At 62.9% G+C, this 24,315-nt stretch carries 25 protein-coding genes; 9 read left to right on the forward strand and 16 right to left on the reverse strand.

Going from position 1 to position 24,315, the window contains the following annotated elements; genetic code table 11:
• Positions 1-69: 69 nt before the first annotated feature.
• Both glcF and ACQR0Z_RS26500 read right to left on the reverse strand, forming a co-directional pair.
• Positions 70-1,392, reverse strand: coding sequence for a glycolate oxidase subunit GlcF (glcF, locus tag ACQR0Z_RS26495; RefSeq protein ID WP_434920594.1), 1,323 nt, complete (start codon positions 1,390-1,392; stop codon positions 70-72).
• Positions 1,389-2,627: an FAD-binding protein gene (locus ACQR0Z_RS26500; protein ID WP_434920595.1), complete on the reverse strand. Its 1,239-nt coding sequence runs from the start codon at positions 2,625-2,627 to the stop codon at positions 1,389-1,391. The genes glcF and ACQR0Z_RS26500 overlap by 4 nt, the downstream gene beginning before the upstream one ends.
• Positions 2,628-3,338: 711 nt before the next feature.
• On the opposite strand from ACQR0Z_RS26500, the gene ACQR0Z_RS26505 reads away from it, so the two are divergent.
• Complete coding sequence (locus tag ACQR0Z_RS26505; RefSeq protein ID WP_434920596.1) at positions 3,339-3,800, forward strand: hypothetical protein; 462 nt, start codon at positions 3,339-3,341, stop codon at positions 3,798-3,800.
• A gap of 231 nt (positions 3,801-4,031) precedes the next feature.
• On the opposite strand, the gene ACQR0Z_RS26510 is transcribed toward ACQR0Z_RS26505, so the two are convergent.
• The 3 genes from ACQR0Z_RS26510 to ACQR0Z_RS26520 all read right to left on the reverse strand — a co-directional run bounded on the left by ACQR0Z_RS26510 (position 4,032) and on the right by ACQR0Z_RS26520 (position 10,527).
• Positions 4,032-5,720, reverse strand: coding sequence for a UvrD-helicase domain-containing protein (locus tag ACQR0Z_RS26510; RefSeq protein ID WP_434920597.1), 1,689 nt, complete (start codon positions 5,718-5,720; stop codon positions 4,032-4,034).
• Between the two features lie 2 nt (positions 5,721-5,722).
• Complete coding sequence (locus tag ACQR0Z_RS26515; RefSeq protein WP_434920598.1) at positions 5,723-7,720, reverse strand: ATP-dependent nuclease; 1,998 nt, start codon at positions 7,718-7,720, stop codon at positions 5,723-5,725.
• 1,313 nt (positions 7,721-9,033) lie between these two features.
• Entirely contained in the window at positions 9,034-10,527 is a 1,494-nt protein-coding gene (locus tag ACQR0Z_RS26520; protein ID WP_434877632.1) for an FAD-linked oxidase C-terminal domain-containing protein, read from the reverse strand.
• 211 nt (positions 10,528-10,738) lie between these two features.
• Between ACQR0Z_RS26520 and cycA the strand changes: the two genes are divergently transcribed.
• On the forward strand, positions 10,739-11,134 hold the full coding sequence (gene cycA / locus ACQR0Z_RS26525) for a cytochrome c-550 CycA (protein ID WP_434861496.1): 396 nt from the start codon (positions 10,739-10,741) through the stop codon (positions 11,132-11,134).
• A 62-nt stretch (positions 11,135-11,196) separates the two neighbouring features.
• Here cycA and ACQR0Z_RS26530 read toward each other — a convergent pair whose 3' ends face one another.
• Positions 11,197-12,156 (reverse strand): alpha/beta fold hydrolase, encoded by a 960-nt coding sequence (locus tag ACQR0Z_RS26530; protein WP_434920599.1) that lies wholly within the window; start codon positions 12,154-12,156, stop codon positions 11,197-11,199.
• 252 nt (positions 12,157-12,408) lie between these two features.
• On the opposite strand from ACQR0Z_RS26530, the gene ACQR0Z_RS26535 reads away from it, so the two are divergent.
• A complete protein-coding gene (locus tag ACQR0Z_RS26535; RefSeq protein ID WP_434861498.1) occupies positions 12,409-12,591 on the forward strand; it encodes a hypothetical protein in 183 nt (60 codons plus the stop codon).
• A gap of 28 nt (positions 12,592-12,619) precedes the next feature.
• Here ACQR0Z_RS26535 and ACQR0Z_RS26540 read toward each other — a convergent pair whose 3' ends face one another.
• From ACQR0Z_RS26540 to ykgO, 3 genes are all read right to left on the reverse strand, one after another.
• Entirely contained in the window at positions 12,620-12,877 is a 258-nt protein-coding gene (locus tag ACQR0Z_RS26540; protein WP_434877635.1) for a hypothetical protein, read from the reverse strand.
• 103 nt (positions 12,878-12,980) lie between these two features.
• Positions 12,981-13,610, reverse strand: a complete 630-nt coding sequence (locus ACQR0Z_RS26545) for a tetratricopeptide repeat protein (protein WP_434877636.1) — start codon at positions 13,608-13,610, stop codon at positions 12,981-12,983.
• A gap of 99 nt (positions 13,611-13,709) precedes the next feature.
• On the reverse strand, positions 13,710-13,835 hold the full coding sequence (gene ykgO / locus ACQR0Z_RS26550) for a type B 50S ribosomal protein L36 (RefSeq protein WP_006611362.1): 126 nt from the start codon (positions 13,833-13,835) through the stop codon (positions 13,710-13,712).
• A 290-nt stretch (positions 13,836-14,125) separates the two neighbouring features.
• Between ykgO and ACQR0Z_RS26555 the strand changes: the two genes are divergently transcribed.
• The 3 genes from ACQR0Z_RS26555 to ACQR0Z_RS26565 all read left to right on the forward strand — a co-directional run bounded on the left by ACQR0Z_RS26555 (position 14,126) and on the right by ACQR0Z_RS26565 (position 16,220).
• Entirely contained in the window at positions 14,126-15,010 is an 885-nt protein-coding gene (locus ACQR0Z_RS26555; protein ID WP_172113282.1) for an amidohydrolase family protein, read from the forward strand.
• A 14-nt stretch (positions 15,011-15,024) separates the two neighbouring features.
• Complete coding sequence (locus tag ACQR0Z_RS26560; RefSeq protein ID WP_434877637.1) at positions 15,025-15,486, forward strand: YbaK/EbsC family protein; 462 nt, start codon at positions 15,025-15,027, stop codon at positions 15,484-15,486.
• A gap of 110 nt (positions 15,487-15,596) precedes the next feature.
• Complete coding sequence (locus ACQR0Z_RS26565; RefSeq protein ID WP_434920600.1) at positions 15,597-16,220, forward strand: LysE family translocator; 624 nt, start codon at positions 15,597-15,599, stop codon at positions 16,218-16,220.
• 6 nt (positions 16,221-16,226) lie between these two features.
• Here the strand turns inward: ACQR0Z_RS26565 and ACQR0Z_RS26570 are convergent, their stop codons facing one another.
• Positions 16,227-17,135 carry a LysR family transcriptional regulator gene (locus ACQR0Z_RS26570; protein WP_434861503.1) on the reverse strand — a complete coding sequence of 303 codons (909 nt, stop codon included), beginning with the start codon at positions 17,133-17,135 and terminating at the stop codon, positions 16,227-16,229.
• Between the two features lie 126 nt (positions 17,136-17,261).
• Between ACQR0Z_RS26570 and ACQR0Z_RS26575 the strand changes: the two genes are divergently transcribed.
• From ACQR0Z_RS26575 to ACQR0Z_RS26585, 3 genes are all read left to right on the forward strand, one after another.
• Entirely contained in the window at positions 17,262-17,960 is a 699-nt protein-coding gene (locus tag ACQR0Z_RS26575) for a pirin family protein (RefSeq protein WP_434920601.1), read from the forward strand.
• A gap of 75 nt (positions 17,961-18,035) precedes the next feature.
• Positions 18,036-18,635, forward strand: coding sequence for an NAD(P)H:quinone oxidoreductase (gene wrbA, locus ACQR0Z_RS26580; RefSeq protein ID WP_006611356.1), 600 nt, complete (start codon positions 18,036-18,038; stop codon positions 18,633-18,635).
• Positions 18,636-18,706: 71 nt separating this feature from the next.
• Positions 18,707-18,856: a hypothetical protein gene (locus tag ACQR0Z_RS26585; protein ID WP_434861505.1), complete on the forward strand. Its 150-nt coding sequence runs from the start codon at positions 18,707-18,709 to the stop codon at positions 18,854-18,856.
• Here ACQR0Z_RS26585 and ACQR0Z_RS26590 read toward each other — a convergent pair.
• The 6 genes from ACQR0Z_RS26590 to ACQR0Z_RS26615 all read right to left on the reverse strand — a co-directional run bounded on the left by ACQR0Z_RS26590 (position 18,843) and on the right by ACQR0Z_RS26615 (position 23,917).
• On the reverse strand, positions 18,843-19,442 hold the full coding sequence (locus ACQR0Z_RS26590) for a 3-keto-disaccharide hydrolase (RefSeq protein WP_434861506.1): 600 nt from the start codon (positions 19,440-19,442) through the stop codon (positions 18,843-18,845). The two genes, ACQR0Z_RS26585 and ACQR0Z_RS26590, sit on opposite strands and share 14 nt — an antisense overlap.
• Positions 19,443-19,534: 92 nt before the next feature.
• A complete protein-coding gene (locus tag ACQR0Z_RS26595) occupies positions 19,535-20,395 on the reverse strand; it encodes a D-amino-acid transaminase (RefSeq protein WP_434920602.1) in 861 nt (286 codons plus the stop codon).
• Between the two features lie 237 nt (positions 20,396-20,632).
• Entirely contained in the window at positions 20,633-21,364 is a 732-nt protein-coding gene (locus tag ACQR0Z_RS26600) for an amino acid ABC transporter ATP-binding protein (RefSeq protein WP_434879323.1), read from the reverse strand.
• Between the two features lie 9 nt (positions 21,365-21,373).
• A complete protein-coding gene (locus ACQR0Z_RS26605; protein ID WP_434879324.1) occupies positions 21,374-22,066 on the reverse strand; it encodes an amino acid ABC transporter permease in 693 nt (230 codons plus the stop codon).
• Position 22,067: 1 nt separating this feature from the next.
• Positions 22,068-22,799, reverse strand: a complete 732-nt coding sequence (locus ACQR0Z_RS26610; RefSeq protein ID WP_006612549.1) for an amino acid ABC transporter permease — start codon at positions 22,797-22,799, stop codon at positions 22,068-22,070.
• A 203-nt stretch (positions 22,800-23,002) separates the two neighbouring features.
• The gene (locus ACQR0Z_RS26615) at positions 23,003-23,917 is read right to left on the reverse strand and encodes an amino acid ABC transporter substrate-binding protein (RefSeq protein ID WP_434879325.1); all 915 of its coding nucleotides are present in this window, start codon (positions 23,915-23,917) and stop codon (positions 23,003-23,005) included.
• Between the last annotated feature and the right edge of the window lie 398 nt (positions 23,918-24,315).

A 24,315-nucleotide genomic window follows, 5' to 3' on the forward strand; every position in this document is an offset into this window, starting at 1 on the left:
ACCTCCTGTTGCCGCCGATCGGTCAGATCATCCGGCGGGACGGGCCGGCAAGCCGCTCGCGCCCGTCGCTCAATTCATTTCCGGACGCGGACCGCCCGTCGCCCAGTCGAGAAGTTCAACGGTGTGGACGACAGGGAGGGTTGTGCCGCTGGCAATCTGCATCATGCAGCCGATATTGCCCGCCGCGATCACATTCGGCCTGACGCTCGCGATGTTGGCGACCTTGCGATCGCGCAGTCTCATCGCGATGTCGGGCTGGAGAATGTTGTAGGTCCCCGCCGAACCGCAACACAGATGACTCTCCGGTATATCTTTCACCACGAATCCGGACTTGGAAAGCAATTCTTTCGGAATGCTCGTGATTTTCTGCCCATGTTGCAGCGAACATGCGGAGTGATAGGCGACCGTGATGTCATCATGCGTCGCCTGAACGTTCAGCTCGAGCGTCGCGAGATACTCGCTGATGTCCTTGGCCATCGCCGACACCGCCGCCGCAGGCGCTGCGAATTGCGGGTCTTCGCGCAGCATATGGCCGTAGTCCTTGATGACGGTGCCGCAGCCGGACGTCGTCACCAGGATCGCGTCGAGGCCGCCGCGCTGCGCCTCCGCGGTCCACACCGCGATGTTGGCTTTCGCCCGCGCCTTGGCGTCGTCGTCCTGCCCCATGTGATGGGTGAGCGCGCCGCAGCATTGCTCGTCCTTCACCAGCACCACCTCGACGCCGTGCCGCGTCAGCACATTGATCGCAGCCTGGTTGATGCGCGGCGCCAGCGCCGCCTGCGCGCAGCCCTGCAACAAGGCCACACGGCCACGCCGCGCGCCCTGCGCCGGAAACACCGAGCCGCCCGCCGGCCCCGGCGCCGGCAGCGGCGCTGACGGTGCGAGATCGAGCATCGCCCTGACGCGCCGCAGCACGCTCGGCGCCGGCCCCGTGGTCTGCGATCTTGCCGGCAGCAGCGCCTTGAACGGCCGGGCGAACCGCGCCAGCGTCATCGCCAGGCGAAACTCGCGCGGCCGCGGCAGCACATAGGCCAGCACGGCGCGAAGCCACCGGTCCATCGGCGCACGCTGATAGGTCGCCTCGATCCGCCCTCGCGCCTGGTCGACCAGGTGCATGTAGTGCACGCCGGACGGACAGGTCGTCATGCAGGACAGGCACGACAGGCAGCGGTCGATGTGCTTGACGACGTCGGCCGTCGGCGCCTGCTCCTTCTCCAGCATCTGCTTGATCAGGTAGATGCGGCCGCGCGGGCTGTCGAGCTCGTCGCCGAGCAGCACATAGGTCGGACAGGTCGCGGTGCAGAAGCCGCAATGGACGCAGGCGCGCAGGATCTTGTCGGCCACCGCGATATCGGGATCGGCCAGCTGCGCCAAAGTGAACTCGGTCTTCATGCCACAACGCTCCGGCGCATCCGCCCGCGGTTGAGAATCGTCTTGGGGTCGAAGGACACGCGAACCCGCTCCTCCAGCGCGGCGACGCCCGGCGGCTGCGGATGGAACACGTCGACGGCGAGCCGCATCTCGTCCCACGCCCGCAGCAGCATCGCGTGGCCGCCCGCGGCGTCCGCGAGCTTGCGCACCACGCCCGCCGAGGCATCCGCCTGCGGCGGCAGCGCCGCCCAGATCAGGCCGCCGCCCCAGTCATAGATCACCTCGCCGCCGGTCTGTTTCACCAGCGCCTGCCCGATATCAGCGCCCGACACCGGCGGGCAGACGATCCGCCACACCGGCCACGCCCCGAGCGTGCCCTGCGCCGCGAACGGCAGCACGTCGCGGATGGCGCTCCACGCGTTGGCCGAGACGTCATCGGCGATGATCTCGGCCGCGCCGAACGTCGCGAGCAGCTTCGTCAGCGAGCCCGCGCGATGCACGGCGGAGGCCGTGATGCCCTCCAGCCGGATCAGCGTGACCGCCTCGCCCCGCGTGCCGATCGCGCCGAGCCCGTCCACCTCGGGCCGCATGGTCGAGGCCGGCAGATGCGCCGCGCCCGAGACGTCGAACGGCGAGCCCAGAGCCGCCGTCATCGCCCGGTTGGCCCTGAGATCGTCGAGCCCGCGCAGCACCAGCGTCCGCTCCGCCTCCGGCCGCGGCATCACCTTCAAGGTCGCCTCGGTCATGACCGCGAGCGTGCCCCAGGACCCCGCCAAGAGCTTGCAGAGATCATAGCCGGTGACGTTCTTCACCACCTTGCCGCCGGTCTTGAAGCTCTCGCCGAAGCCGGACACGGCGTAAGCCCCGAGCAGATGATCGCGCACCCCGCCGGCCCGGATCCGCCGCGGCCCGGCCAGCCCCGCCGCGATCATCCCGCCCAGCGTTCCCCGCCCCGTGGTGCCCAGCAGCGGCCCCGTATCCATCGGCTCGAACGCGAATTGCTGGCTCTTCGAATCGATCAGCGACAAGAGGTCGCCCAGCGGCGCCCCGGCCTGCGCCGTGATGATCAGCTCGTTCGGCTCATAGGAGACCACCGCGCTCAGCGCCGACAGGTCGAGCACGGCATTGGTCGCCGTCACCTGCCCGATCCCGCGCTTCGAGCCATGCCCGATCACCTCGATCGGCTGCTCATCGGCCATCGCCGAGCGGACCACCTCCTCCACATCGGCTGCGTTCCGTACTCTGAGGGCGTCCACCACTGCTCGCCTTGCTTGTTGATGATGGCAGGCGGCCGCACGCGCGGCCACCTGCGTTGGAGTCGTTCTAGAGCATGATGGGCGAAAAGGGCAGCCCGGTGTGGCGAAAAGATCGTGCGCGGACAAGGAGATGAGAGGGAACGACGGACACGCCGGGCGGACCATTCGCGGTCTTGGAGCGCGGACTCGCCAGGACCGCCGCCGTCATGACACGAGCCATCACCCCACGAGCGGCGCGCCCCCTCTCCCCGTCCTTCACGGGGAGAGGGTCGGGGTGAGGGGCGCCGCACGGGTGGTGCATGTGTAGTCCGTAGGGCGGGTCAGCGCAGCGTAACCCGCCGACCTTTCGCGCCACACGGCGGATGACGCCTTCGGCTCATTCCGCCCGACCCGCTTCTCGTGCGAGATCGCTCCAAACGTGCTAGCGTATTGGCATGGCTCCAAAGAGACCCGCATCGAAAAAGACCAAGGCCCGCGGCTTCGTGATCGGCAGCGCGCGCTATCGCACGATCAGCGCCGTCGAGGGGATCGAGTATTCCCCCACTATGAAGGCCGCATCGTCTACAATGGGCAAGCCCCTGTCCCCTGAGGAACGTCGGAAGTCGATCATCGAAGCCTATCGCAAGCCTTAGGCTGCGATAAAACCGCGACGACGATGAACGGTGCGACGATTCGGATCGATCGGATTTGATGCGACTGGACGGGATGCACATGAAGCTTGTGATGGGGATATTGGCCGCCGCGCTCGTCCTGGCCGGCATGGGCGCGGGCCGGGCGACGGTGCGCATCGCCGACGACCCGGGCGGACGCATCGGGACGTATGTCGACAAATTCAAACTGCTGCGCGACTCCGGCGAGCACGTCATCATCGACGGGATCTGCGGGGGCGCCTGCACGATCGTGCTAGGGACCCTTCCGCGCGACAGGATCTGCGTCACCCCGCGAGCCGTGTTCACGTTCAGGGAAACTGACGATCTGGGGCCCTTTTTTCGTCCTGTCCCGAACCCGGAAGCAACGCGGATGCTGTTTGACCTCTACCCGGCCCCGATCAAACGATGGATCACGCGCCAGGGCGGCCTGACCGCACATCCGATCTTCCTTCGCGGCAAGGAGCTCCAAGCGCTCTATCGGCCTTGCGCAATCAACGTCCCGGCCGGCGGCGGGCCGCGGTAGACGGATTGTCTAATTAGTTGCACTGTCACCGTCACCCAAGGAAGTTTCCCGATTGTTAGGCAGCGACGGCTCGTGTCCGCCGAAAAGCCAACGTCTTCAGCACCTCTGCCTACCTGTTCCTGGGACGTGTTAGCGAAGCATAACCGCCCCCGCTTCTCGAACCGCGGCAGATTTCGCATTCGGCCCGTCCGCCCCACCCCGCCGCTAGCGCGACGACCAATCAGAACTGTATCAAAAGACGCAATTGTCCTTACCGAACAGCTTCTGGATCTTACTTATGCTGGCTCCCGGGGCCGCCAAGTCGACTACAGCTAGATTGCGTCTTGCTCGGGAGCAACTTACGTAGAACAGGTTTCGAGTTCTTTGAAGTCGCGCCTCGCTTGAATCGCTGCCGGCTAGCATATTTCCGAACGAGTATTGGCTCCAGTTGGCTCCGACATCATCGAGAACGACCATTACAGTATCAAACTCGTCGCCCTTCACACCGTGCTTGGTCGAATAAGGAAGGTTTCTTTCCAACACTCCGCGATAAGCCGAAACCTCCCTAAACGGCACTGAAAACAGCGCCTTAAAAAACGTGCGATCCCTTTCGGAATCAGGGTCATTAGCGATGTTGCCACATACTTCAGGATTGAGCCAGTAATTGAGTTGGTCGAGAAGCGGCAGAAGGTCGACATCGCGTACGTACCTTAGTACGTCGCCGATACTCGCGTCGGCAACCACCAACGCCGCGAGTTTATCTAGCACTTCTTTGACCCGCTTCTTATCCTTTTTCGAAGCAACCACCCGCTGATTGCGATGAAGCAAAGATATTACAGTGCCGGCGTCATCGCTTTTCCAGGCCGTCACTAGTCCATCGATCTCATTACATAGGAATTTTCCATTAACATCTTCCCCGGCCTGGAACTGCTCCTGCGAGAAGCCCCCCCGCTGGTTGTATGCAGCAAATAGATTTTCGTATCCGGCCTTACGCGCGATCAGACGGTGCGTCAGAAAAAGCACGCGGAGATCGCGATCAGCAAACTGCCATGAAAACTTTTCACGGACCAAGGCTTTAGCGACGTCGACAACTTCGTCGGCGTTAGCCCGATGGAGGTTGAGATAGATGGCCGACCCAACCTGATTCCTACCCGCTGGCCTTTGCTTGATGTCGGAGCGTATTCCGTTGAGAACGTCGATAACCGTCGTTGCGCAACGGAAGTTTTCTTCCTTTTGTATAAGCTCCAGCTTTGCCAAATACCCTTCAGACAACTCGCCGACGCCATCGGAGTAGATGCTCTGCATTTTGTCGCCAAAGAAACCTATGACCGGCGGACTCTTCGTAACCAAAATGCAGTCGAGCAATGAAGAAATAACCTTTTCGTTTGTGTCCTGATACTCGTCCACAAAGATGTACGGATATTTTGCTGCGACGAGTCGCGACAGCATGGGATATGTTTTGAACATAACCTGCGCTACTTCCAGGAGATCATCGTGAAAGATGCGTCCTTCAAGAAAATTTCCACCGCGATCCGAGTACGAGATCCCTTGAACCTCTGCTAGAGCAGATTTCAGTTCGGCCGGATCTTTTCTACGCTTACTTTTGGCGGGTAGCCGCTCGTTGACAAGCTCAACCGCCACCTTCAATTCATTTTGAAACGGCTTTATCGAATTCCAGAGGAAGTCGTGAATCGTAGACACCTTAAAAAGATCGTCACCCTCCGTTCTCTCGATGATTTCGTTCTTCGCGACATTCGTGAACGTAATACAGGCGACGTTCTGTGAATTAGCAACCAATCGGCGCCGCTGACTACCACGAATTTGATTCAAGGTTCGGATAAGAGATGCGGTCTTGCCAGATCCCGCACCTGCGTCGAGCAAGAAACTCTTCCGTTCCTCAACGCACCTTTTGATCTTTTCATCAGCCTCAGTGGTCTTCATGTTCAAGACCCTTGCTGCGCAAGCCATTCAAGGCCATCGGAGATGTATTTAGGGATATCCCAGCCTCCGTGAGCAACCAAGTCCAGCGCAAAATCCACCTTAGGCAGTCGCGCACACAGCTCGTATGCACTCGCCACCAAATCCTTGGTTGCGACTTCGTCGAATAGCTTGCCCGACGCGAGCAAATTAGTATGGTTGCTTTTCAACCAGTCAACGTTAGCATAGACAAACGCCTCCTCAAAGGAGCGACCACAACTTCCATTTTCCTCCACCTGATATGACACCTGAACGCGCCCTTCCGTTTTAGCGGGCGCATCACATGACATTAGGTCTGTCAACACGCTTTTGCCCGGCAGCCAACTTTTCAATGCTGCATTGCTGGTACTTTTCCCATCCGCAACCGGGCATTTTTTTCCATCGTCGTCTACAGAGTCCAAGTCAGTAATCAGGAGCGTCGGCACACCGAGAAAGTCGATCAGAGGCTTGAAAATATGCGCATAAGCGCCACCCACTTCGGAAATGCTTATGTACTGGCTTGCCAAAAACGACCCAACCTTCTTGCTTGCAAATTTCTCGATCATAAGCGGCAACAATAAGCGTTCGACCTGACCTTCGACGAATATAGCCTTATCGGCAAAAAAGAGTTCGCAATGCGTGCTCTTCATGTAGCGCCGCAGGAAATTTAGGACGGTACCATCATCCTTACCGAGCGGCAACGCCGACAAATCCTTTACGGAAACCTCATGTCCCTTGCGCTTGAAGTAACGGATGGGATCAAAATCCGACCCCGACACCATATGGGACGAGTGCGTAGAAAGAATGACCTGCGCGGTAACGCCGTCGGTGTGCTCAAGCGCCCTTGATATCTCTCTAATGAAGACACTCTGCATTTGCGGATGAAGGTGAGCCTCAGGCTCCTCCAAGGCGATGATATGGACCCGCGGCTTATCCTTAGGCATAGACTCTAGAGCCGCTCGAAACGATTCCAATTGGAGCACAATGAAAATTAGATTTTTGTAGCCTAAGCCATTGTACTTCTCCGGAAGCTCGTACTTCGTGACGACACCCCCGATAGAAGTATGCTCGCTCGCGTAGTAGATTCGCGTGCTATCTCGATAGATTTTCTCTGCCGTCATTTCAGCTTTGATCAACAGATCAGGTGATGCGTGCCCCTGAGGATAGCCGAAGGTTTTGAGCCTCCCTGTAAGCCGTCCAAAAGCTCCCACGTATTTTCCGGTGAGAATTTCGGAGCTACTCTTGATAGCATCTTCGATGTCTTTGGCGCCTTCGACATGCTCCACCTTATAGTAGCGGTTGTAGTGATCATGTAGGAGCCGCGACAGCTTTGCAGCGCCGGTCGCCTCCTCATCATCGAGATGCCGCTGTGCTGAAATTGTATCGATCTTAATAAGCCGATTGAGCACCTCGTTGCTATCGAGCGCCTGCGCCTTTGAACCATCTTCGGAGATCTTGTAAGTCTTTACTTTGTAATAGAGCTGAAGGTTTCCGGCCAGAAACTCGAAGAGCGTCTGCGCCTTGTCAGTGCGGGCCTTGAAGTCAACCCACAGACCTCTTGCATTATCAATTGCGTATTCGATGCGGACAGCTATCACGTCACTGGTAACTTCAAGGGACATGAGCAACTCGTTCGCAACGACCAAATCTGCCGTTTCGTCCGCATAGCGGAATTTAAGCTCCATCCTGATGCTTGGGGCGAACCGGCGGAGCAATTTTATTGCATCCTCCTCACTGGCTATCGCAGTCAGCCTGGACTCCATATGCGCGAAGTCTTTCCGGCGGGCATGCGCGAAGTCATGGATAGAAAATCTTCGTCTAAGCTCTCCGCCAGCTCCAACAAATAGTTGCAGGGCTTCCATGACCGAGGTCTTACCGCTGTTGTTCGGTCCGACGAGCACCGTCGTCGTCTTATTTCTAGCCAAGTCAATCGAGAATCGTCTCAACAATCGAAAATTTCTGATACAAATGCGCTCAAGCCTCATGCGCCCTCCAGCCGATCAGCGCTTCAAACGCCGATTTTTTTCATTTTATACAACCATCACGTGCAGGGGTCCATAGCGCCTTTAATCGGGCAAAAAGTGCCCGTGCGATCTTGCAGTGGTCTCAGCGTGTAATGGGGTCCGCAACAGTACTTTCGCTTGCGCTGGAAAACTAGTTTCGCGTGCGCTTTCATCATCGACGGCCAATTTGTCCCGGATGCCCACTTTTTGTATTTCGTTTTAACGGAAATCATGATATGACTCGTTCATCCCACCCCTCCGAGAGGGGCGTACGCGCGGTCGTCACGATACGTGGGGTGGGGATGTGGTGGCCGTGTCGGGTCGCAGCGTGGCTTCGTGTCGCGCCGACGAACGAGTCCGATGCGGACGTGAAATCGTGTGGGCCTGGCCTCCCGGTGCTGAGGTCAAGCCGGCGATGACGCCTCGGTGCGTCGCGTCGGCGACGGGGACAAGAACGCCGATCCCCGGGGCGAGCACGTATAAGCGTTAAGACCGCCACGCGGGGAATGCCGGATGTTCGGCTGAACCTGTGGTGACTGCCGCCTGCTTTTTTGTTGCAGGCGGGCCATGGGTGAGGCCTTCACCCGGCATTCCCCGTGCCCTCTCGATTGGTTTTGGAGGGCGGACGGTTGCATCACCTGGGCGGAGGACGCCGCGGGATTGCGGGCGTGTGTCTGAGGGGTGGAATGTGGAGGGAGGCAGGCTCTCTCCACCGTCATTCCGGGGCATCGCGCAGCGATGAGCCCGGAATCCATAACCACGAGCGGATGTTGTTGGAGCGAGATGGAGCTGCCGACGTGCCTCACATAGCGGCCTGTGGTTATGGATTCCGGGCTCGCCCTGCGGGCGCCCCGGAAGGACGTGGAGAGAGAGTGTGGGTGCGATCGAGCAGTCGCCGTGCGTCAGAGGGGACGATGGATGAGTGGGGCAACCTCTCTCCGCGTCATTCCGGGGCATCGCGAAGCGATGAGCCCGGAATCCATATCCCCGAGCAGATGTTGGTGGAGCGAGATGGAGCTGCCGGCGTGCCTCACTCAACGGGCTGTGGTTATGGATTCCGGGCTCGCCCTGCGGGCGCCCCGGAATGACGTGGGGAGAGAGTCTTCACATCAGCGGGCCGTGTGGTCTGCGAGGCGGGATGCGAAATGCTTGGACGACTCTCTCAGCGTCATTGCGAGCGCAGCGACGTGTCCGCCGAAGCTCGAAGAGCGAAGGCGGAAGCAATCCAGAGTCCCGCCTACGCCCCTGGATTGCTTCGCTGCGCTCGCAATGACGTGGAGAGGCCGGTGGCTTTTTCAGAACCGCGGCAGATCCGGGAACGCCAGCTTGCCGGCATGGACATGCATCCGACCCAGCTCCGCGCAGCGGTGCAAGGTCGGGAACACCTTGCCGGGGTTCAACAGCCCCTGGCTGTCGAACGCGCATTTCACGCGCTGCTGCTGGTTGAGGTCGATCTCGGTGAACATGTCGGGCATCAGGTCGCGCTTCTCGATGCCGACGCCGTGCTCGCCGGTGAGGACGCCGCCGAGCTCGACGCAGCAGCGCAGGATGTCGGCGCCGAAGGCCTCCGCACGCTCCATCTCGCCGGGCTTGTTGGCATCGTAGAGGATGAGGGGATGCAGATTGCCGTCGCCGGCATGGAAGACGTTGGCGCAGCCGAGCTGGTACTTGTCCGACAGCTCGCGGATGCGCGCCAGCGCCTTGGGCAGCGCGCCGCGCGGGATGGTGCCGTCCATGCAGAGATAGTCCGGCGAGATGCGGCCGACCGCGGGAAACGCCGCCTTGCGGCCGGCCCAGAACAGGTTGCGCTCGGCCTCGGAGGTCGAAATCCGGCAGGTGGTCGAGCCGCAGCCGTTGGCAATGGCCTCGACACGGCTGATCAGCTCGTCGACCTCGACGCCGGGGCCGTCGAGCTCGATGATCAGCAGCGCCTCGACGTCAAGCGGATAGCCGGCATGGACGAAGGCCTCAGCGGCGTGGATGGCCGGCTTGTCCATCATCTCCATGCCGCCGGGGATGATGCCGGCGCCGATGATGCGCGCGACGCATTCGCCGGCGGCCTCGACTTGCGCGAAGCCGACCATCAGCGCGCGCGCCGTCTCCGGCTTTTGCAGGATGCGCACGGTGACCTCGGTGACGACGCCGAGCAGGCCCTCCGAGCCGGTGATCAGGCCCATCAGGTCGTAGCCCGCGTTCTCGGTGCACTTGCCTCCGATGCGCAACACCTCGCCGTTGATCAGCACAATCTCGCATCCCAGCACGTTGTTGGTGGTCATGCCGTATTTGAGGCAGTGCACGCCGCCGGAATTCTCCGCGACATTGCCGCCGATCGAGCAGGCGATCTGCGACGACGGGTCGGGCGCGTAGTAAAAGCCGGCATGCGCCACCGCCTGGCTGATGGCGAGGTTGGTCACGCCCGGCTCGGTGACGACGACACGGTTGTCGAAATCGATCTCGCGGATGCGTTTGAACTTGCCCAGCCCAAGCAGCACGCCGTCGGCCAATGGCAGAGCGCCGCCGGACAGCGACGTGCCGGAGCCGCGCGGAACCACTTTGATGCCTTGCTGATGGCAGTATTTCAGAACCTGCGAAACCTGTGCCGTGGTCTCCGGCAGCACCACCACCATCGGCGGCTGGCGATACGCCATCAATCCGTCGGACTCGTAAGGCAGCATTTCGGCGGCGCTGTCGATGACGCCCTCGCCTGGGACAATCGCGCGCAGTGCAGCAACGATCTCGCCGCGGCGCGCCAGCACCGCCTGATCAGCCTCCGGCATCATGATGGCCATCGCGCGCGTCTCCTGACCTCGATTTCGACCGTCATATCAACCACAACCGCGGCGCTTTGGGTAGGCGGCCGCGGCCGGTTTCGCTGTTTGCTGCCGCGCAAAGTTCGCGGCGATCAAATGAACCCTATCCCGATGGACGGCTTGTCTGAGGGCGGAGGCCATGCAACAAACCTGCGCACGATTTTTGTCTCGAAACCACAGAGCCTGATCCATGAAGAAACTGACTTTGACTGCGCTCGTCGTGATCGCCTCGTCGTCGCTGGTGTCCGCCGCGCTGGCGCAGGATGCCGCCGCAGGCAAGACCTCGTTCAACAAGTGCCTGCCGTGCCACGCGATCGGCGAAGGCGCGAAGAACAAGGTCGGCCCGGAACTGAACGGCCTCGACGGCCGCAAGTCGGGCACCGCGCCGGACTACAATTATTCGGAAGCGAACAAGAACTCCGGCATCACCTGGAACGAGGCGACCTTCAAGGAATACATCAAGGATCCGAAGGCCAAGATTCCCGGCACCAAGATGACCTTCGCCGGCATCAAGAACGAGACCGAGGTCAACAACCTCTGGGCCTACATCTCGTCGTTCGACAAGGACGGCAAGCAGAAGCAGTAAGCGGCGGCGCGCCACGCGCTCTGCCCTCGAAGCCCCGGCCGCGCGCCGGGGCTTTTTCGTTTTCAAGGCGCGGCCGCCGCGGTGGCCGTGAGCGCGCCGACCATGCGGTCGACCTCGCCGGCGACGAGCTCCGGCACGGCGTTCTGGACCATATGGCCGAGGTCGGGCACGACGATGAGCCGCGTCTGCGGCAAGGTTCGCGCGAGCTGGCGCGCATGAATGTCGGTGTAGACGGTCTTGTCGGCGTCGCCGGCCAGGATCGTGACGGGGACCTTGATCTCGCCATAGCGCGGCGCCTGCTCGATGACCGCCTGCTTCAGGGTGACGAGGTCGAACGCGTTGGCGAGGAATTCGCGGGGCCGCAGCAGCAGTGGCGTCGCGCTCTGGTCGACGAAATCCTCCGGCATCTGTTGCGGTGCAAACACGCCGCGGGCGCCGGGGCCCATCAGGGCAAGCCCGAGCGGCAAAGTGATGGTGTGGGCCAGCAACGGGCCGATGACGGGCGTCGTCACCGCGGCGTTGTACTGGCCGACCCCGCCGCGCCAGGGATAGGCGACCGGCGCCAGCATCACGAGCCCGGCAACGCGGTCCGGGAAATCCAGCGCCATGCGCAGCCCGAGCGCGCCGCTCCAGGAATGCACGACCAGGATGACCGGGCCGGCGCCGATCCGGCCGAGCGCCTCGTTCAGCATCCGGGCCTGGGCCGCCGGGGTGGAATCCTCCGGCCTGACGCGCGGGCTCCAGCCATGGCCGGGACGGTCGACCAGCAGCACCCGGTGGCGCTCCGCCAGCATGTCGCCGAGCGGCTTGCGCATCGCCTCGAGGTTCGAGCTCGCGCCGTGCAGCAGCAACAGGGGAGGCTTTTCGCTGTCGCGCGGACCGATATCCACAAGATTGATGGTGGCGCCGTCGACGTCGATGGCCTGCCCCTTCGCCGGATAGCGGCGCTCGACGAGCGCGACGCCAGCCCGGGTCATCGCCGCGAGCACGGCCAATGCGCCCACTAAGAACATTGAAATCATTGATAGTTTTCTGCCTGTCACAAAGACAGTTACGGGCTGAAAAGACGAGAGTTGCAGATCCAGCGGCGGTGCTGGGCCGTTTCAATAAGGAATCCTGTCATCACGGCGTCGTCGGCCATTTTATAACCATGGTCGGGACTTTTCCTCGCAATCGGCTGATGGCCGTGAATTACTTACGGTTGGGTCATTGCAGGATGTCACCTGCGATCACCGGCCCTGCGTTTAGTTTGGTGTTTTGGGAGGGGGTACCCGATGAGCTTTCGTTCAAGCGAGTCAGCGATCGACGAGATCGTCGCGAGCTGCAATGGCGATCTGCGTGGCGCGCTGAAGGCGCTGCTGCTGGTCAACGAGCATCTCGAGGCCGAGATCGCTCAGCTCTATGCCGCAGCCGCGCAATACGGCATGCCGGACCGCCGCAGCACCGCGTTCCACTAAGCGGACCGACCGGGCGCAGTCGCGCCGATCAGTCCTCCTGTGTCAGGTCCTTGTTCGGGCACGCGTTGATCGTCGATCGCGCCAGCTTGGCGTCGTCCTTCGACTTGAACGGCCCCGACGCGAACCAGATGTCCCCGATGATGACGGGGTTGCTGGTCACGATCTCGCAGCGATCGGTGGCACGGTTTCCGACCACCCAGAACAGACCGTCCGCCTGCGCGGCGGCCGCCGTGATTCCCAGAGCTGTCAGCCCCACAAGCGCCGCCGTCAGTCCTGCACGCCTCATTGCGCCGTCTCCTCGCCAGATCTCCTCCGGTGAACGGCAGGTGGGATGGCGCGGTTCAGCCGGCAAGCACGGCCGTCCGAACATGGTTAACCGGCGGTTAAGGCTAGATGTCGCGGCCTTCGACCTTTTCGGTCAACGATTTGACCAGATCCGGCACCTTGTCGAGGTGCGGATTGACCTCCAGCGCCTTGCGGAAGGCATCCAGCGCCCGTTTTTCCTCGCCGAGGTCCTGCATGATCATGCCGAGGCCGGCGAGCGCGCCGAAGTGCCGCGGCTCGCGCACCAGCACCTGCTGGATGTCGGCGAGCGAGCGGCCGTAGTCGTTCTGCAGGTAATAGATGGTCGCCCGCCGGTTCCAGGCCTCGACATAGTCGGGACGGAGCTTGATGACGGAATCGAGCAGCTTGAGCGCGACCTCGTTCTGCTTGGCGTCCATCGCGGCCTTGGAGCGCGCCATCAGCAGCGCGACGGTGTCGCTGGGGGTCTGCAGCCAGATCGCCCAGATCCGGGCCTCCACATGCTTGGCGCTGATCTCGTCGGGCGCGGCCTTCAGCGCTCCGAACAAGAAATCGAGCCCCTTGGTCTTGTCGGCGCCGACTTTGGGCAGCTTCGACGGCGCTTCCGGGGGTTTTGGCTTGGCGCCCGATCGCGGCTCACCCTGCGCGAACGCAAGGTGCGGTATGCAGATGACAGCGGCGGCGAGAAGAATCGCCAGGGAGGAGCGTTTTGCCATGCGGCAAGTCTAAACGCAGACAGCGCGCCCTGCAAAGCAGAGCGCGCGTCAAAGACCTGTGAGCAGGTGAGGCTGGCGCGAGCCGGATCAGCCTTCGGATCAGCCCTGGCGGGCCTTGAAGCGGCGCTGGACCTTGTTGATTACGTAGACGCGGCCCTTGCGGCGAACCAGACGGTTGGCGCGATGGCGGCCACGCAGCGACTTCAGCGAGTTACGGACCTTCATGGGACATCCTGATACGTTCGAAAGGCCGTGTTGGACAGGCCGGAAGTGGCAAATAGAAAGGGATTTCCGCAAGCGACAGGGTCGCCCGGAGTGGCCGGTTTCTAACCACCGACTTGGGCGATGTCAACGATTGTGGCGCCGGCTTCAACAGAGCCTGGCGTCCCCGGGCCCGGGGAACTCGGCAGGCGGGCCAATTGCCGATTGCCAAATTCGTTATATCGTATAATCAATTTCACAAAGCCAAGAACCAAACCAACAACCAAATCAAGAACCGAACGCCGGGAACGTCCATGCCAAAGCTCGCTCTGCCCAAGATCGACGACGTCGTCGCCATCGACATCCATACCCATGCCGAGGAGCCGTGCGGCATGCATGCCGACGACGGCTATGACGATTTCCAGGCCCAGATGGCCGAATACTTCAAGTCGCCGCACAAGCATCCGCCGACCGTGCCGGAGACCGCGGCGTACTACCGCTCCAAGAACATCGCCGCGGTGATCTTCCCGGTCGATGCCGAGCGCGAGACCGGCTTCCGCCGCTACAAGAATGAAGAGATGCTGGAGATCGCCTCCGAGCATCTCGATGTGCTGATCCCGTTCGTCTCGATCGATCCGCACAAGGGCAAGCTCGGCGTGCGCGAGGCGCGCCGGCTGATCGAGGATTATGGCGTCCGCGGCTTCAAGTTCCACCCGACCATGCAGGGCTTCTACGCCAACGACCGCCTCGCCTACCCGCTCTACGAGGCGATCAATGACGGCGGCGCGATCGCGCTGTTCCACACCGGCCAGACCGGCGTCGGCTCGGGCATGCCGGGCGGCATGGGCATGCGGCTGAAGTATTCGAACCCGATGTACATGGACGACGTCGCGGCCGATTTTCCCGACCTCAAGATCATCCTCGCGCACCCCTCCTTCCCCTGGCAGGAAGAGGCGCTGTCGGTCGCGACCCACAAGCCGAACGTCTATATCGACCTGTCGGGCTGGTCGCCGAAGTACTTCCCGCCGATCCTGGTGCGCTACATCAACTCGATTTTGCAGGACAAGATGCTGTTCGGCTCGGATTGGCCTGTCATCACGCCGGATCGCTGGCTGGCGGATTTCGCCAAGCTCGACATCCGCGAGGAGATCCGGCCGAAGGTGCTGAAGGCCAACGCGCGCAAGCTGCTCGGGATCTGAGAGCGCACGTCAGCATGAGCCTCGACTCCGTCCGCGCGTTCTTCGCCGAAAAGGCCCCTGATATCGAGGTGCTCGTCTCCTCCCAAAGCTCGGCCACCGTCGCACTCGCGGCGGAGGCCTATGGCGTCGAGCCCGCGCGCATCGCCAAGACATTGTCGCTGCGCGTCGGCGACCGCGTGATTCTCATTGTCGCGGCCGGCCACGCGCGGATGGACAACAAGAAGGTCAAGACGCTGTTCGGCGGCAAGCCGAAGATGCTCGGCCTCGACGAGGTCGCCGACATCACCGGACACGAAGTCGGCGGCGTCTGCCCGTTCGGACTGAAGTCTCCGCTGCCGGTGTATTGCGACGTCTCGCTGAAGGCGTTCGACATCGTAGTGCCCGCGGCGGGCTCGACGCACAGCGCGGTGAAGATCACGCCGGAGCGGATGGCCGAACTCACATCTGCCGAATGGGTCGATGTCTGCGTGACCTAGGTCACGCAGCGTCGACTTGATAGCCGGGACTCCGGCAAATGATGGACGCGTGCAATCGCATCCAACGCTAAGCACAACCGATCGGTGCTCGATGTCGTTGGATACATTGCATGTCGCAAGCCATAGCCGCCTTGTTGTCCGGAGTAGGCGTAGGCCTCTCCGTCGCCGCCCCGATCGGCCCGATGGGCGTGCTCTGCATCCAACGCACGCTGAGCTGCGGCGCCGCGACGGGAGTGGCAACCGGTTTGGGCGCAGCCACCGTCCACCTCGTCTACAGCGCCTTCGCCGTCTTCGGCCTCGGCACCCTGGCCCAGCCGTGGCTCGAGTCGCACTCGCTATTACTTGGATGTTGCTCCGGCCTGATCCTGCTCTGGTTCGCGCTCCGCCTCTACCGCCGCACCGTCGTCTTGAGCGCGAGCGGCGACACCGCCCGCATTCACCCGGCGCATGCATTCTTCAGCGCGATCGGATTGGGCGCGGCCAATCCCCTCACCATCGTTCTTTTCCTGGCGATGCTTCACGCGCTCGCCGGACAATCGGCCGCGCCGCTGCTGATCGCCGGCGTGTTCGCGGGCTCGGTCGCCTGGTGGCTCGTACTCAGCGCCACGGTCGCGCTGATACGACAGCGTGTCGACGCTGGCGTCATGGCATGGAGCAGCAAGCTCGCGAGCCTCATCCTGCTGGCGCTCGGTGTCACGACGTTGCTGCGCATGGCGGTGCGGGTCATGGCCTGATCGCCCTCACTTCCGCTTTCCCTTCGCCAGCTCCTTCACCAGAAACTCCGACAGCACCTCCACGCGCGCTGGGCGCGGGCCGCCGGGCGGCATCACCAAGTGCATCGCGCCTTCCGGCTGGCTCCAGCCTTTCAGCACGACCTCGACCTCTCCCGAAGCAATGGCATCGCCGACGATGAAATCCGGCAGATCCGCAATGCCGAGGCCGGCGACCACCGCTGGCAACAGCGCCTCGCCATTGTTGACGCGCAGTTGTCCCGCCGGGCGCACGCTCGCCTGCTCACCGGCCGCGTTGGTGTAGTGCCAGACGCCGGCGGTGGAGAGGTAGGCGTAGCCGAAGCAGGTGTGCTCGGCGAGATGCATCGGATGCGTCGGCCGCCCGCGTCGCTTCAGATAGGACGGCGCTGCGACCGTGTAGCGCGGCATCGAACAGAGCCGCCTCGCGACGAGCGAGGAGTCCGGTAGCCGCGCAATGCGCAGCGCGAGATCAAAACCCTCGCCGATCAGATCGACCGTGGCGTCGCTCATGTGGAGATCGATCGAGACCTCCGGATACTGCTCCAGGAAAGCCGGAAGCAGCGGCGCGATCTTCTTGACGCCGAAAGTCATCGGCACGGCGAACCGCACCAAGCCGCGCGGCGTGAGCGATTGCGCGAGGGCCTCGGTCTCCGCAGCCTCGCCGTCAGCCAACAACTGCGCCGCGCGCTCCGACAGCCGCTGGCCGGCATCAGTGAGCGCCAGGCGGCGCGAGGTCCGGTTGAACAACCGCGTCCCCAAGCGCTCCTCCAGCCGGCTCACCGCCTTGGAGACGGACGCCTTGGAGACGCTCAGCTCCTGCGCCGCGCCGGCAAAGGAGCGCAGTTCGACCACCTTGGCGAAGATCGCCATCGCCTCGAAATCCGGGAGTCGCGCCATCGGCGTAGTCTCATTTTTGGAAACAATAGGTTTCAACAGTTTCTATTTCTATACTCCGGTTCCCGGTCTATTCCAATGCCCAACAGCGCGGCGGCCTGTCCGGCGCGCCATCTCAGGAGCAGACCCATGATCGAACTGAAGCCCTTTGCGGCGCTGGGCGGCGCCGACCACGGCTGGCTGAAGGCCAAGCACCATTTCTCGTTTGCGAGCTATTACGATCCCGCGAACATGGGACACGGCGCCCTGCGCGTCTGGAACGACGACGAGATCGCGCCGAACACCGGCTTCCCGGCGCATCCCCATCGCAACATGGAGATCATCACCTATGTCCGCGAAGGCGCGATCACGCATCAGGACAGCCTGGGCAACAAGGGCCGCACCGAGGCCGGCGACGTCCAGGTCATGAGCGCGGGCAGCGGCATCCGGCACTCCGAATACAATCTCGAGCCGACCACGACGCGCATCTTCCAGATCTGGATCGAGCCGACCACCGATGGCGGCCAGCCGACCTGGGGCGCCAAGCCGTTCCCGAAGTCCGACCGCTCCGGCAAACTGGTGACGCTGGCAAGCGGCTTCGCCGACGACGCCGATGCGCTGCCGATCCGCGCCAAGGCGCGCGTGCTGGGCACCACGCTGAAGGCCGGCGAGACTGCGGAGTATGCGGCGGATAAGGCCCGCCATATCTATCTCGTGCCCGCCGCCGGCAGCGTCGAGGTCAACGGCGTCCGTGTGAACGCCCGCGACGGCGCCGCCATCCGCGATGAGGCCACGCTGAAGATCACCGCGCTCGAAGATTCCGAGCTGGTGCTGGTCGACGCCGCCTAATTGTTTGTCACGGTCCCGGCCGGCGATCCGGCCGCGACCATCTTTCTCATCACCCTCGTCCCCACGGAGACTGTCATGACCAAGGTTCTCGTTCTCTACTACTCCGCCTACGGCCACATCGAAGCGATGGCCAATGCGGTGGCCGAAGGCGCCCGCGAAGCCGGCGCGACCGTCGACATCAAGCGCGTGCCGGAGCTGGTCCCGGCCGACGTCGCCAAGGCCTCGTACTACAAGGTCGATCAGGCCGCCCCGATCGCCAAGGTCGAGGAACTCGCCGATTACGATGCGATCATCGTCGGCACCGGCACCCGCTTCGGCCGCATGGCCTCGCAGATGGCCAACTTCCTCGACCAGGCCGGCGGCCTCTGGGCCAAGGGCGCGCTGAACGGCAAGGTCGGCGGCGCCTTCACCTCGACCGCGACCCAGCATGGCGGCCAGGAGACGACGCTGTTCACGATCATCACCAACCTGCTGCACTTCGGCATGACCATCGTCGGCCTCAACTACGGCTTCGCCGGCCAGATGAAGCTCGATGAGGTCACCGGCGGCTCGCCCTACGGCGCGACCACGATCACCGGTGGCGACGGCAGCCGGCAGCCGAGCGAGAACGAACTGGCGGGCGCGCGCTATCAGGGCCGCGTGATCGCCGAGACCGCAAAGAAGCTGCATGGCTGATGTGACTGGGGCGGCACTTCGATCATCGAAGCGCCGCCCCATCTCGTCAAAAGAATGTAAAGGAGTCTGCAATGCCCGCCATGTTCGAACTGGTGACGCTGGCCAGGCTGGCGCGTCATCCCCTGCAGATGATGGCGCGCCATTGGTACTGCAAGGGGCTCTATCGTGCGAGCCGCGGCCAGCGCCGCTGCGCGGAGTGTACGGCCGCTAAAGCGGCTTGATCTGCACCTTCTTGAACTTCACCACGCCCGAGCCGTATTGCAGGGCGATCGGGCCCGCCGCATGCTTGCTGTCGTCGACATCGGCGGTCTTTTCGCCGTTGAAGATCACGGTCAGCCGCGTGCCCTTGGCGGTGATCTCGAACGTATTCCACTTGCCGCCGGCCTTCGGCATCGGATCGACCTTTGAGACGTCCACGATCGCGCCGGTGCCGTATTTCGGGTCGGGCCGCTTGTCGAAGATATTGACCTCGTAGCAGATGTTGGAGTCGATCTTCTCCGACTGGTCGCAGCGGATGAAGATGCCGCTGTTGGCGGCGTCGTCGACCCAGAACTCGGCCTTGATCTGGAAATCCTTGTAGCTGGTCTTGGTGACCAGATAGGACGGATCCTTGCCGTCGAGCTTGTCGGCCATCAGGGTGCCGTCCTTGGCCTCCCAGTTGGCCTTCCCGACCTCGGTGAACTCGACCTTCTTGTCGCCGTCGACCAGCGTCACCCAGCCGTCATCGGCCGATGCCGCCCCGATCCCATTCAGCGCAGCGCCCGTCATCACCAAGCCAGCCGCGAGCACGCCCCACCGATACCGCATCAAAACGCCTCCCTGCATTTTCTGTTGCGCGGCCACGATAGCAAAGCGCCGGACAATGCAAACGAGTTTCGATGCTGCACCTGCTCTCTCAACTACACCGCCGTCGCCCGCGCAAAATCGACATAGATCTCGCGCAGCCGCGCCGCCACCGGCCCGACCTTGCCGTCGCCGACCGGCTTGCCGTCGATCGTGACCACCGGCTGCACGAACGAGCTCGCGCTGGTGATGAAGGCCTCCTTGGCGGCCAACGCCTCGTCGACCGTGAACAGTCGCTCCTCGACCTTGAGCTGGCGCTCCTCGGCGAGCTTGACCACCGCCTTGCGGGTGCAGCCCGGCAGGATCGCGTTGGAGTTCGGCCGGGTCACGATGACATCGTCCTTGGTGAGGATGAAGGTCGACGACGAGCCGCCCTCGGTGACGTGGCCGTCCTCGACCATCCAGGCCTCGCCGGCGCCGGCCGCGGCAGCCGCCTGCTTCGCCAGCACCTGCGCCAGCAGCGCGACGCTCTTGATGTCGCGGCGCGCCCAGCGGATGTCGGGCACGGTGATGACGCCGATGCCGGTCTTGGCCGAAGGCGCGTCGACGATGTTCTTGGCGGTCACGAACATCACCAGGGTCGGCTTGACGTCGCCCTTCGGAAACGGGAAGTCGCGGCCCTTGTCGGCGCCGCGGGTGATCTGGAGATAGACCATGCCCTGGTCGAGCTGGTTGCGGGCCACCAGCTCCTTCTGCAGCTCCTCGATGCGGGACAGACTCTCCGGCAGCGCGAGGCCGATCTCGCCGACCGAGCGCTCAAGGCGGGCGAGGTGGGACTCGCTGTCGACCAGCTTGCCATCGAGCACGGCGGCCACCTCATAGATGCCGTCGGCGAACAGGAAGCCGCGATCGAGCACCGAGACCTTGGCCTCGGAGAGCGGCACGAAGGCGCCGTTGACGTAAGCGATCGGGTCCAAGGTAGCTTCTCCTATTCGTTACATGGTGGGCGACGGGCACACCGCTCTCTCCTCACCTCTCCCCGCGTGCGGGGAGAGGTCGGATTGCATCACCAGATGCGATCCGGGTGAGGGGGTGCAGGTTTCTCAGCATGCACTTCTCGTGCGGTTGCCCCTCACCCCACCCCTCTCCCCGTGAAGAACGGGGAGAGGGAGCAGACTGTCGTCTGCGACTAAATCCGCGAACAACTTCGAACGCTAATGCGACAAAATCTTCGACAGGAACTGCTGCGCGCGCTCGCTGCGGGGCTGGCCGAAGAAGTCTTCCTTCTTGGCGTCCTCGACGATCTCGCCGCGGTCCATGAAGATGACGCGGTGGGCGACCTTCTTGGCAAAACCCATCTCGTGGGTGACGACCATCATGGTCATGCCCTCGCGGGCGAGATCGACCATGACGTCGAGCACCTCGCTGATCATTTCGGGATCGAGCGCCGAGGTCGGCTCGTCGAACAGCATCGCGATCGGGTCCATGGCGAGCGCGCGCGCGATGGCGACGCGCTGCTGCTGGCCGCCGGACAGCTGCGCCGGGAATTTCTGCGCGTGCTCCTTGAGGCCGACGCGCTCCAGCAGCTTCATGCCCTTGGTCTCGGCCTCGGCGTGGCCGCGGCCCAGCACCTTCTGCTGGGCGAGGCAGAGATTGTCGATGATCTTCAGATGCGGAAACAGCTCGAAGTGCTGGAACACCATGCCGACGCGCGAGCGCAGCTTCGGCAAATTGGTCTTGGAGTCATTGACCTTGAGGCCGTCGATCGTGATCGTACCGTCCTGGAACGGCTCCAGCGCGTTGACGCATTTGATCAGGGTCGACTTGCCGGAGCCCGAGGGTCCACAGACCACCACGACCTCGCCCTTGGCGACGGAGGTCGTGCAGTCCTTCAGCACCTGGAAGGTCGGGCTGTACCATTTGTTGACGTGGCTGATTTCGATCATGGGAGCCGACTACCTGATGATGGCGATGCGCGACTGCAGGCGGCGGACGCCGTAGGACGCGATGCAGGAGATGGTGAAGTAGACCAGGGCTGCGAACAGGTACATCTCGACCAGGCGGCCGTCGCGCTGCGCGACCTTCGACGCGGCGCCGAGGAAGTCCGGGATCGAGAGCACGTAGACCAGCGAGGTGTCCTGGAACAGCACGATGGTCTGGGTCAGCAGCACCGGCAGCATGTTGCGGAACGCCTGTGGCAGCACGACGTAGCGCATGGTCTGCGCGTAGGTCAGGCCCAGTGCCGAAGCCGCGGCCGGCTGTCCCCGCGAGATCGACTGGATGCCGGCGCGCATGATCTCGGAGAAGTACGCCGCCTCGAACATGATGAAGGTGATCAGCGAGGAGGCGAAGGCGCCGACCTTGATCGGCCGCGACGAGCCGGTGATCCACTGCCCGATATAGGGGACCAGGAAGTAGAACCAGAAGATCACGAGCACCAGCGGCAGCGATCGCATGAAGTCGACATAGAGCCCGGCGATCCAGCCCATCACGCGATAGCCGGACAGCCGCATCAGCGCGATCAGGGTGCCGAAGATGAGACCACCGGTCGCCGACAGCACGGTCAGCGTCAAGGTGAATGTCATGCCGTCGATGAACAGATAGCTCAGCGAGCGGCGGATGACGTCGAAATCGAAATTGGCCAGCATCTCATTTGCCCGTGATGTAGCCAGGGATCGCCACCGCGCGCTCCAGGAGGCGCATGCCGATCACGACGATGATGTTGATGACGAGATACATCAGGGTCGCGGCGCTGAACGCCTCGAACACCTGGAACGAGAATTCCTGCATCGCGCGGGCCGCGCCGGTCAGCTCGATCAGGCCGATGGTGATCGCGACCGCGCTGTTCTTGACGGTGTTGAGGAATTCGGACGTCAGCGGCGGCAGGATGATGCGGAAGGCCATCGGCAGCAGCACATAGCGGTAGACCTGCAAGGTGGTGAGGCCGAGCGCGGTCGCCGCCATCTTCTGGCCGCGCGGCAGCGAGCCGATGCCGGCCGCGAGCTGCACGGCGACGCGCGCCGACATGAACAGGCCGATGCCGACGGCGGCCGTGTAGAACGGCGCATTCGGCATCTGCTTCAGCCATAGCCCCGCGGCGCGCGGCAGCAGCTCCGGCAGCACGAAGAACCATAGGAACAGCTGTACCAGCAGCGGCATGTTGCGGAAGAATTCGACGTAGAGAAAACCGATCCAGGTCGCGAGCTTGGACGGCAGCGAGCGCAGGATGCCGACGATCGTGCCGAAGATCAGCGCGATCACCCAGGCCGACAGCGAGGTCACGATCGTGACCTTCAGCCCCGCCAGCAGCATGTCGAAATAGGTGCCAGCCCCGGTCGGGTTCGGCTCCAGGAAGATGTGCCAGTTCCAGGTGTAGTTCACGGGGGTGTCCTGAGGGGGATTTCGCTCGACAGCTAGATCACGCAGAGTTCGCCAAGAGCTCGGTGCGCTCCCCTCCCCCTTGCGGGGAGGGGTCGGGGGTGGGGGTCCACAAAGGCAGTCTTTCCTGGGTTACCCCCCACCCCGACCCTCCCCCGCAAGGGGGGAGGGAGTGCACCGGCTTCGTGGTGAGAGCTGGGCCTAATTTACGGCTTATAAGACTCCGGGTCCGGCGAATCCGACGGCTTGGCGAATTCGGCCTTCAGCTCGGCGGAGATCGGGGTGTTCAGGTTGAGGCCCTTTGGCGGGATCTTCTGCATGAACCACTTGTCATACAGCTTGGCGCCCTCGCCGCTGGTGTAGATCTTGGCGGTGGCGGCATCGACGACCTTCTTGAACTGCGGATCGTCCTTGCGCAGCATGATGCCGTAGGGCTCCGGCTTGGAGAACGCGTCGCTGGAGACGACGTAGGCGGCCGGATCCTTGGAGCCGGCGACGAGGCTGGCCAGCAGGATGTCGTCCATCACGAACGCCACCGCGCGATCGGTCTCGACCATCAGGAAAGCCTCGGCGTGATCCTTGGCCGGGATGATGTTGATGCCGAGGTTGCGCGCGGCATTGGCTTCGGTGAGCTGCTTGATGTTGGTGGTGCCGGCGGTCGACACGACCGTCTTGCCCTTCAGATCATCGATCTTGGTGATGTTGCTCGCCTTCTTCGTGACGTAGCGGCTCGCCGTCAGGAAGTGGGTGTTAGTGAAGGAGATCTGCTTCTGGCGCTCGGCGTTGTTGGTGGTCGAGCCGCATTCCAGATCGATGGTGCCGTTGGCGAGCAGCGGGATGCGCGTCGACGACGTCACCGGGTTGAGCTTGACCTCGAGCTTGTCGAGCTTGAGCTCCTTCTTCACGGCATCGACGATGCCCATGCAGATGTCGATGGCGAAGCCGATCGGCTTCTGGCTGTCATCGAGATAGGAGAACGGAATCGAGGAGTCACGGACGCCGAGGGTGATGGCGCCGGTCTCCTTGATGTTCTTCAGGGTCCCCGTCAGGTCCTCGGCCTGCGCCTGGCCGGCGCACAGCGCGGCGGCAAAGGCCAGACCAAATAGGCGAAGCTGCTTCATCTGTATCTCCTCAATCCGGCTGAGTGCCGGATGCTTGCATAAACCTGAGCCAACTCAAAATCGTCCCGCCCGGCCTCGGATGATCTCCGGCCGGACGAGCGCGGGCACCATAGACCGCCCCGCGGCGGCAAGTTCTCGGACGCTTGCGACAAATTGCCTGTCCAGCGCCCCGTTCGACAAGGGATTCGGCCCGAGAGTGCAGCGCCGAACGCCGGGATGGTAAACTACGAGGGGCGCGGCGGTCGGGCGACGCGACGAAAGTCTGAAGCGGCACCGGTATGTGCTCATCAACTCTCGCTCTGGTTCCCGCTCGTGCGAGCGACCCTGCTCGTTTGGAATCGGCGCTCCCTCCACGATCGCAGTGTGCTCCCTCTCCCCGTCCTTCACGGGGAGAGGGC

Origin of the sequence: Bradyrhizobium sp. HKCCYLS3077 (assembly GCF_051167555.1) — a bacterium.
Lineage (GTDB): Bacteria > Pseudomonadota > Alphaproteobacteria > Rhizobiales > Xanthobacteraceae > Bradyrhizobium.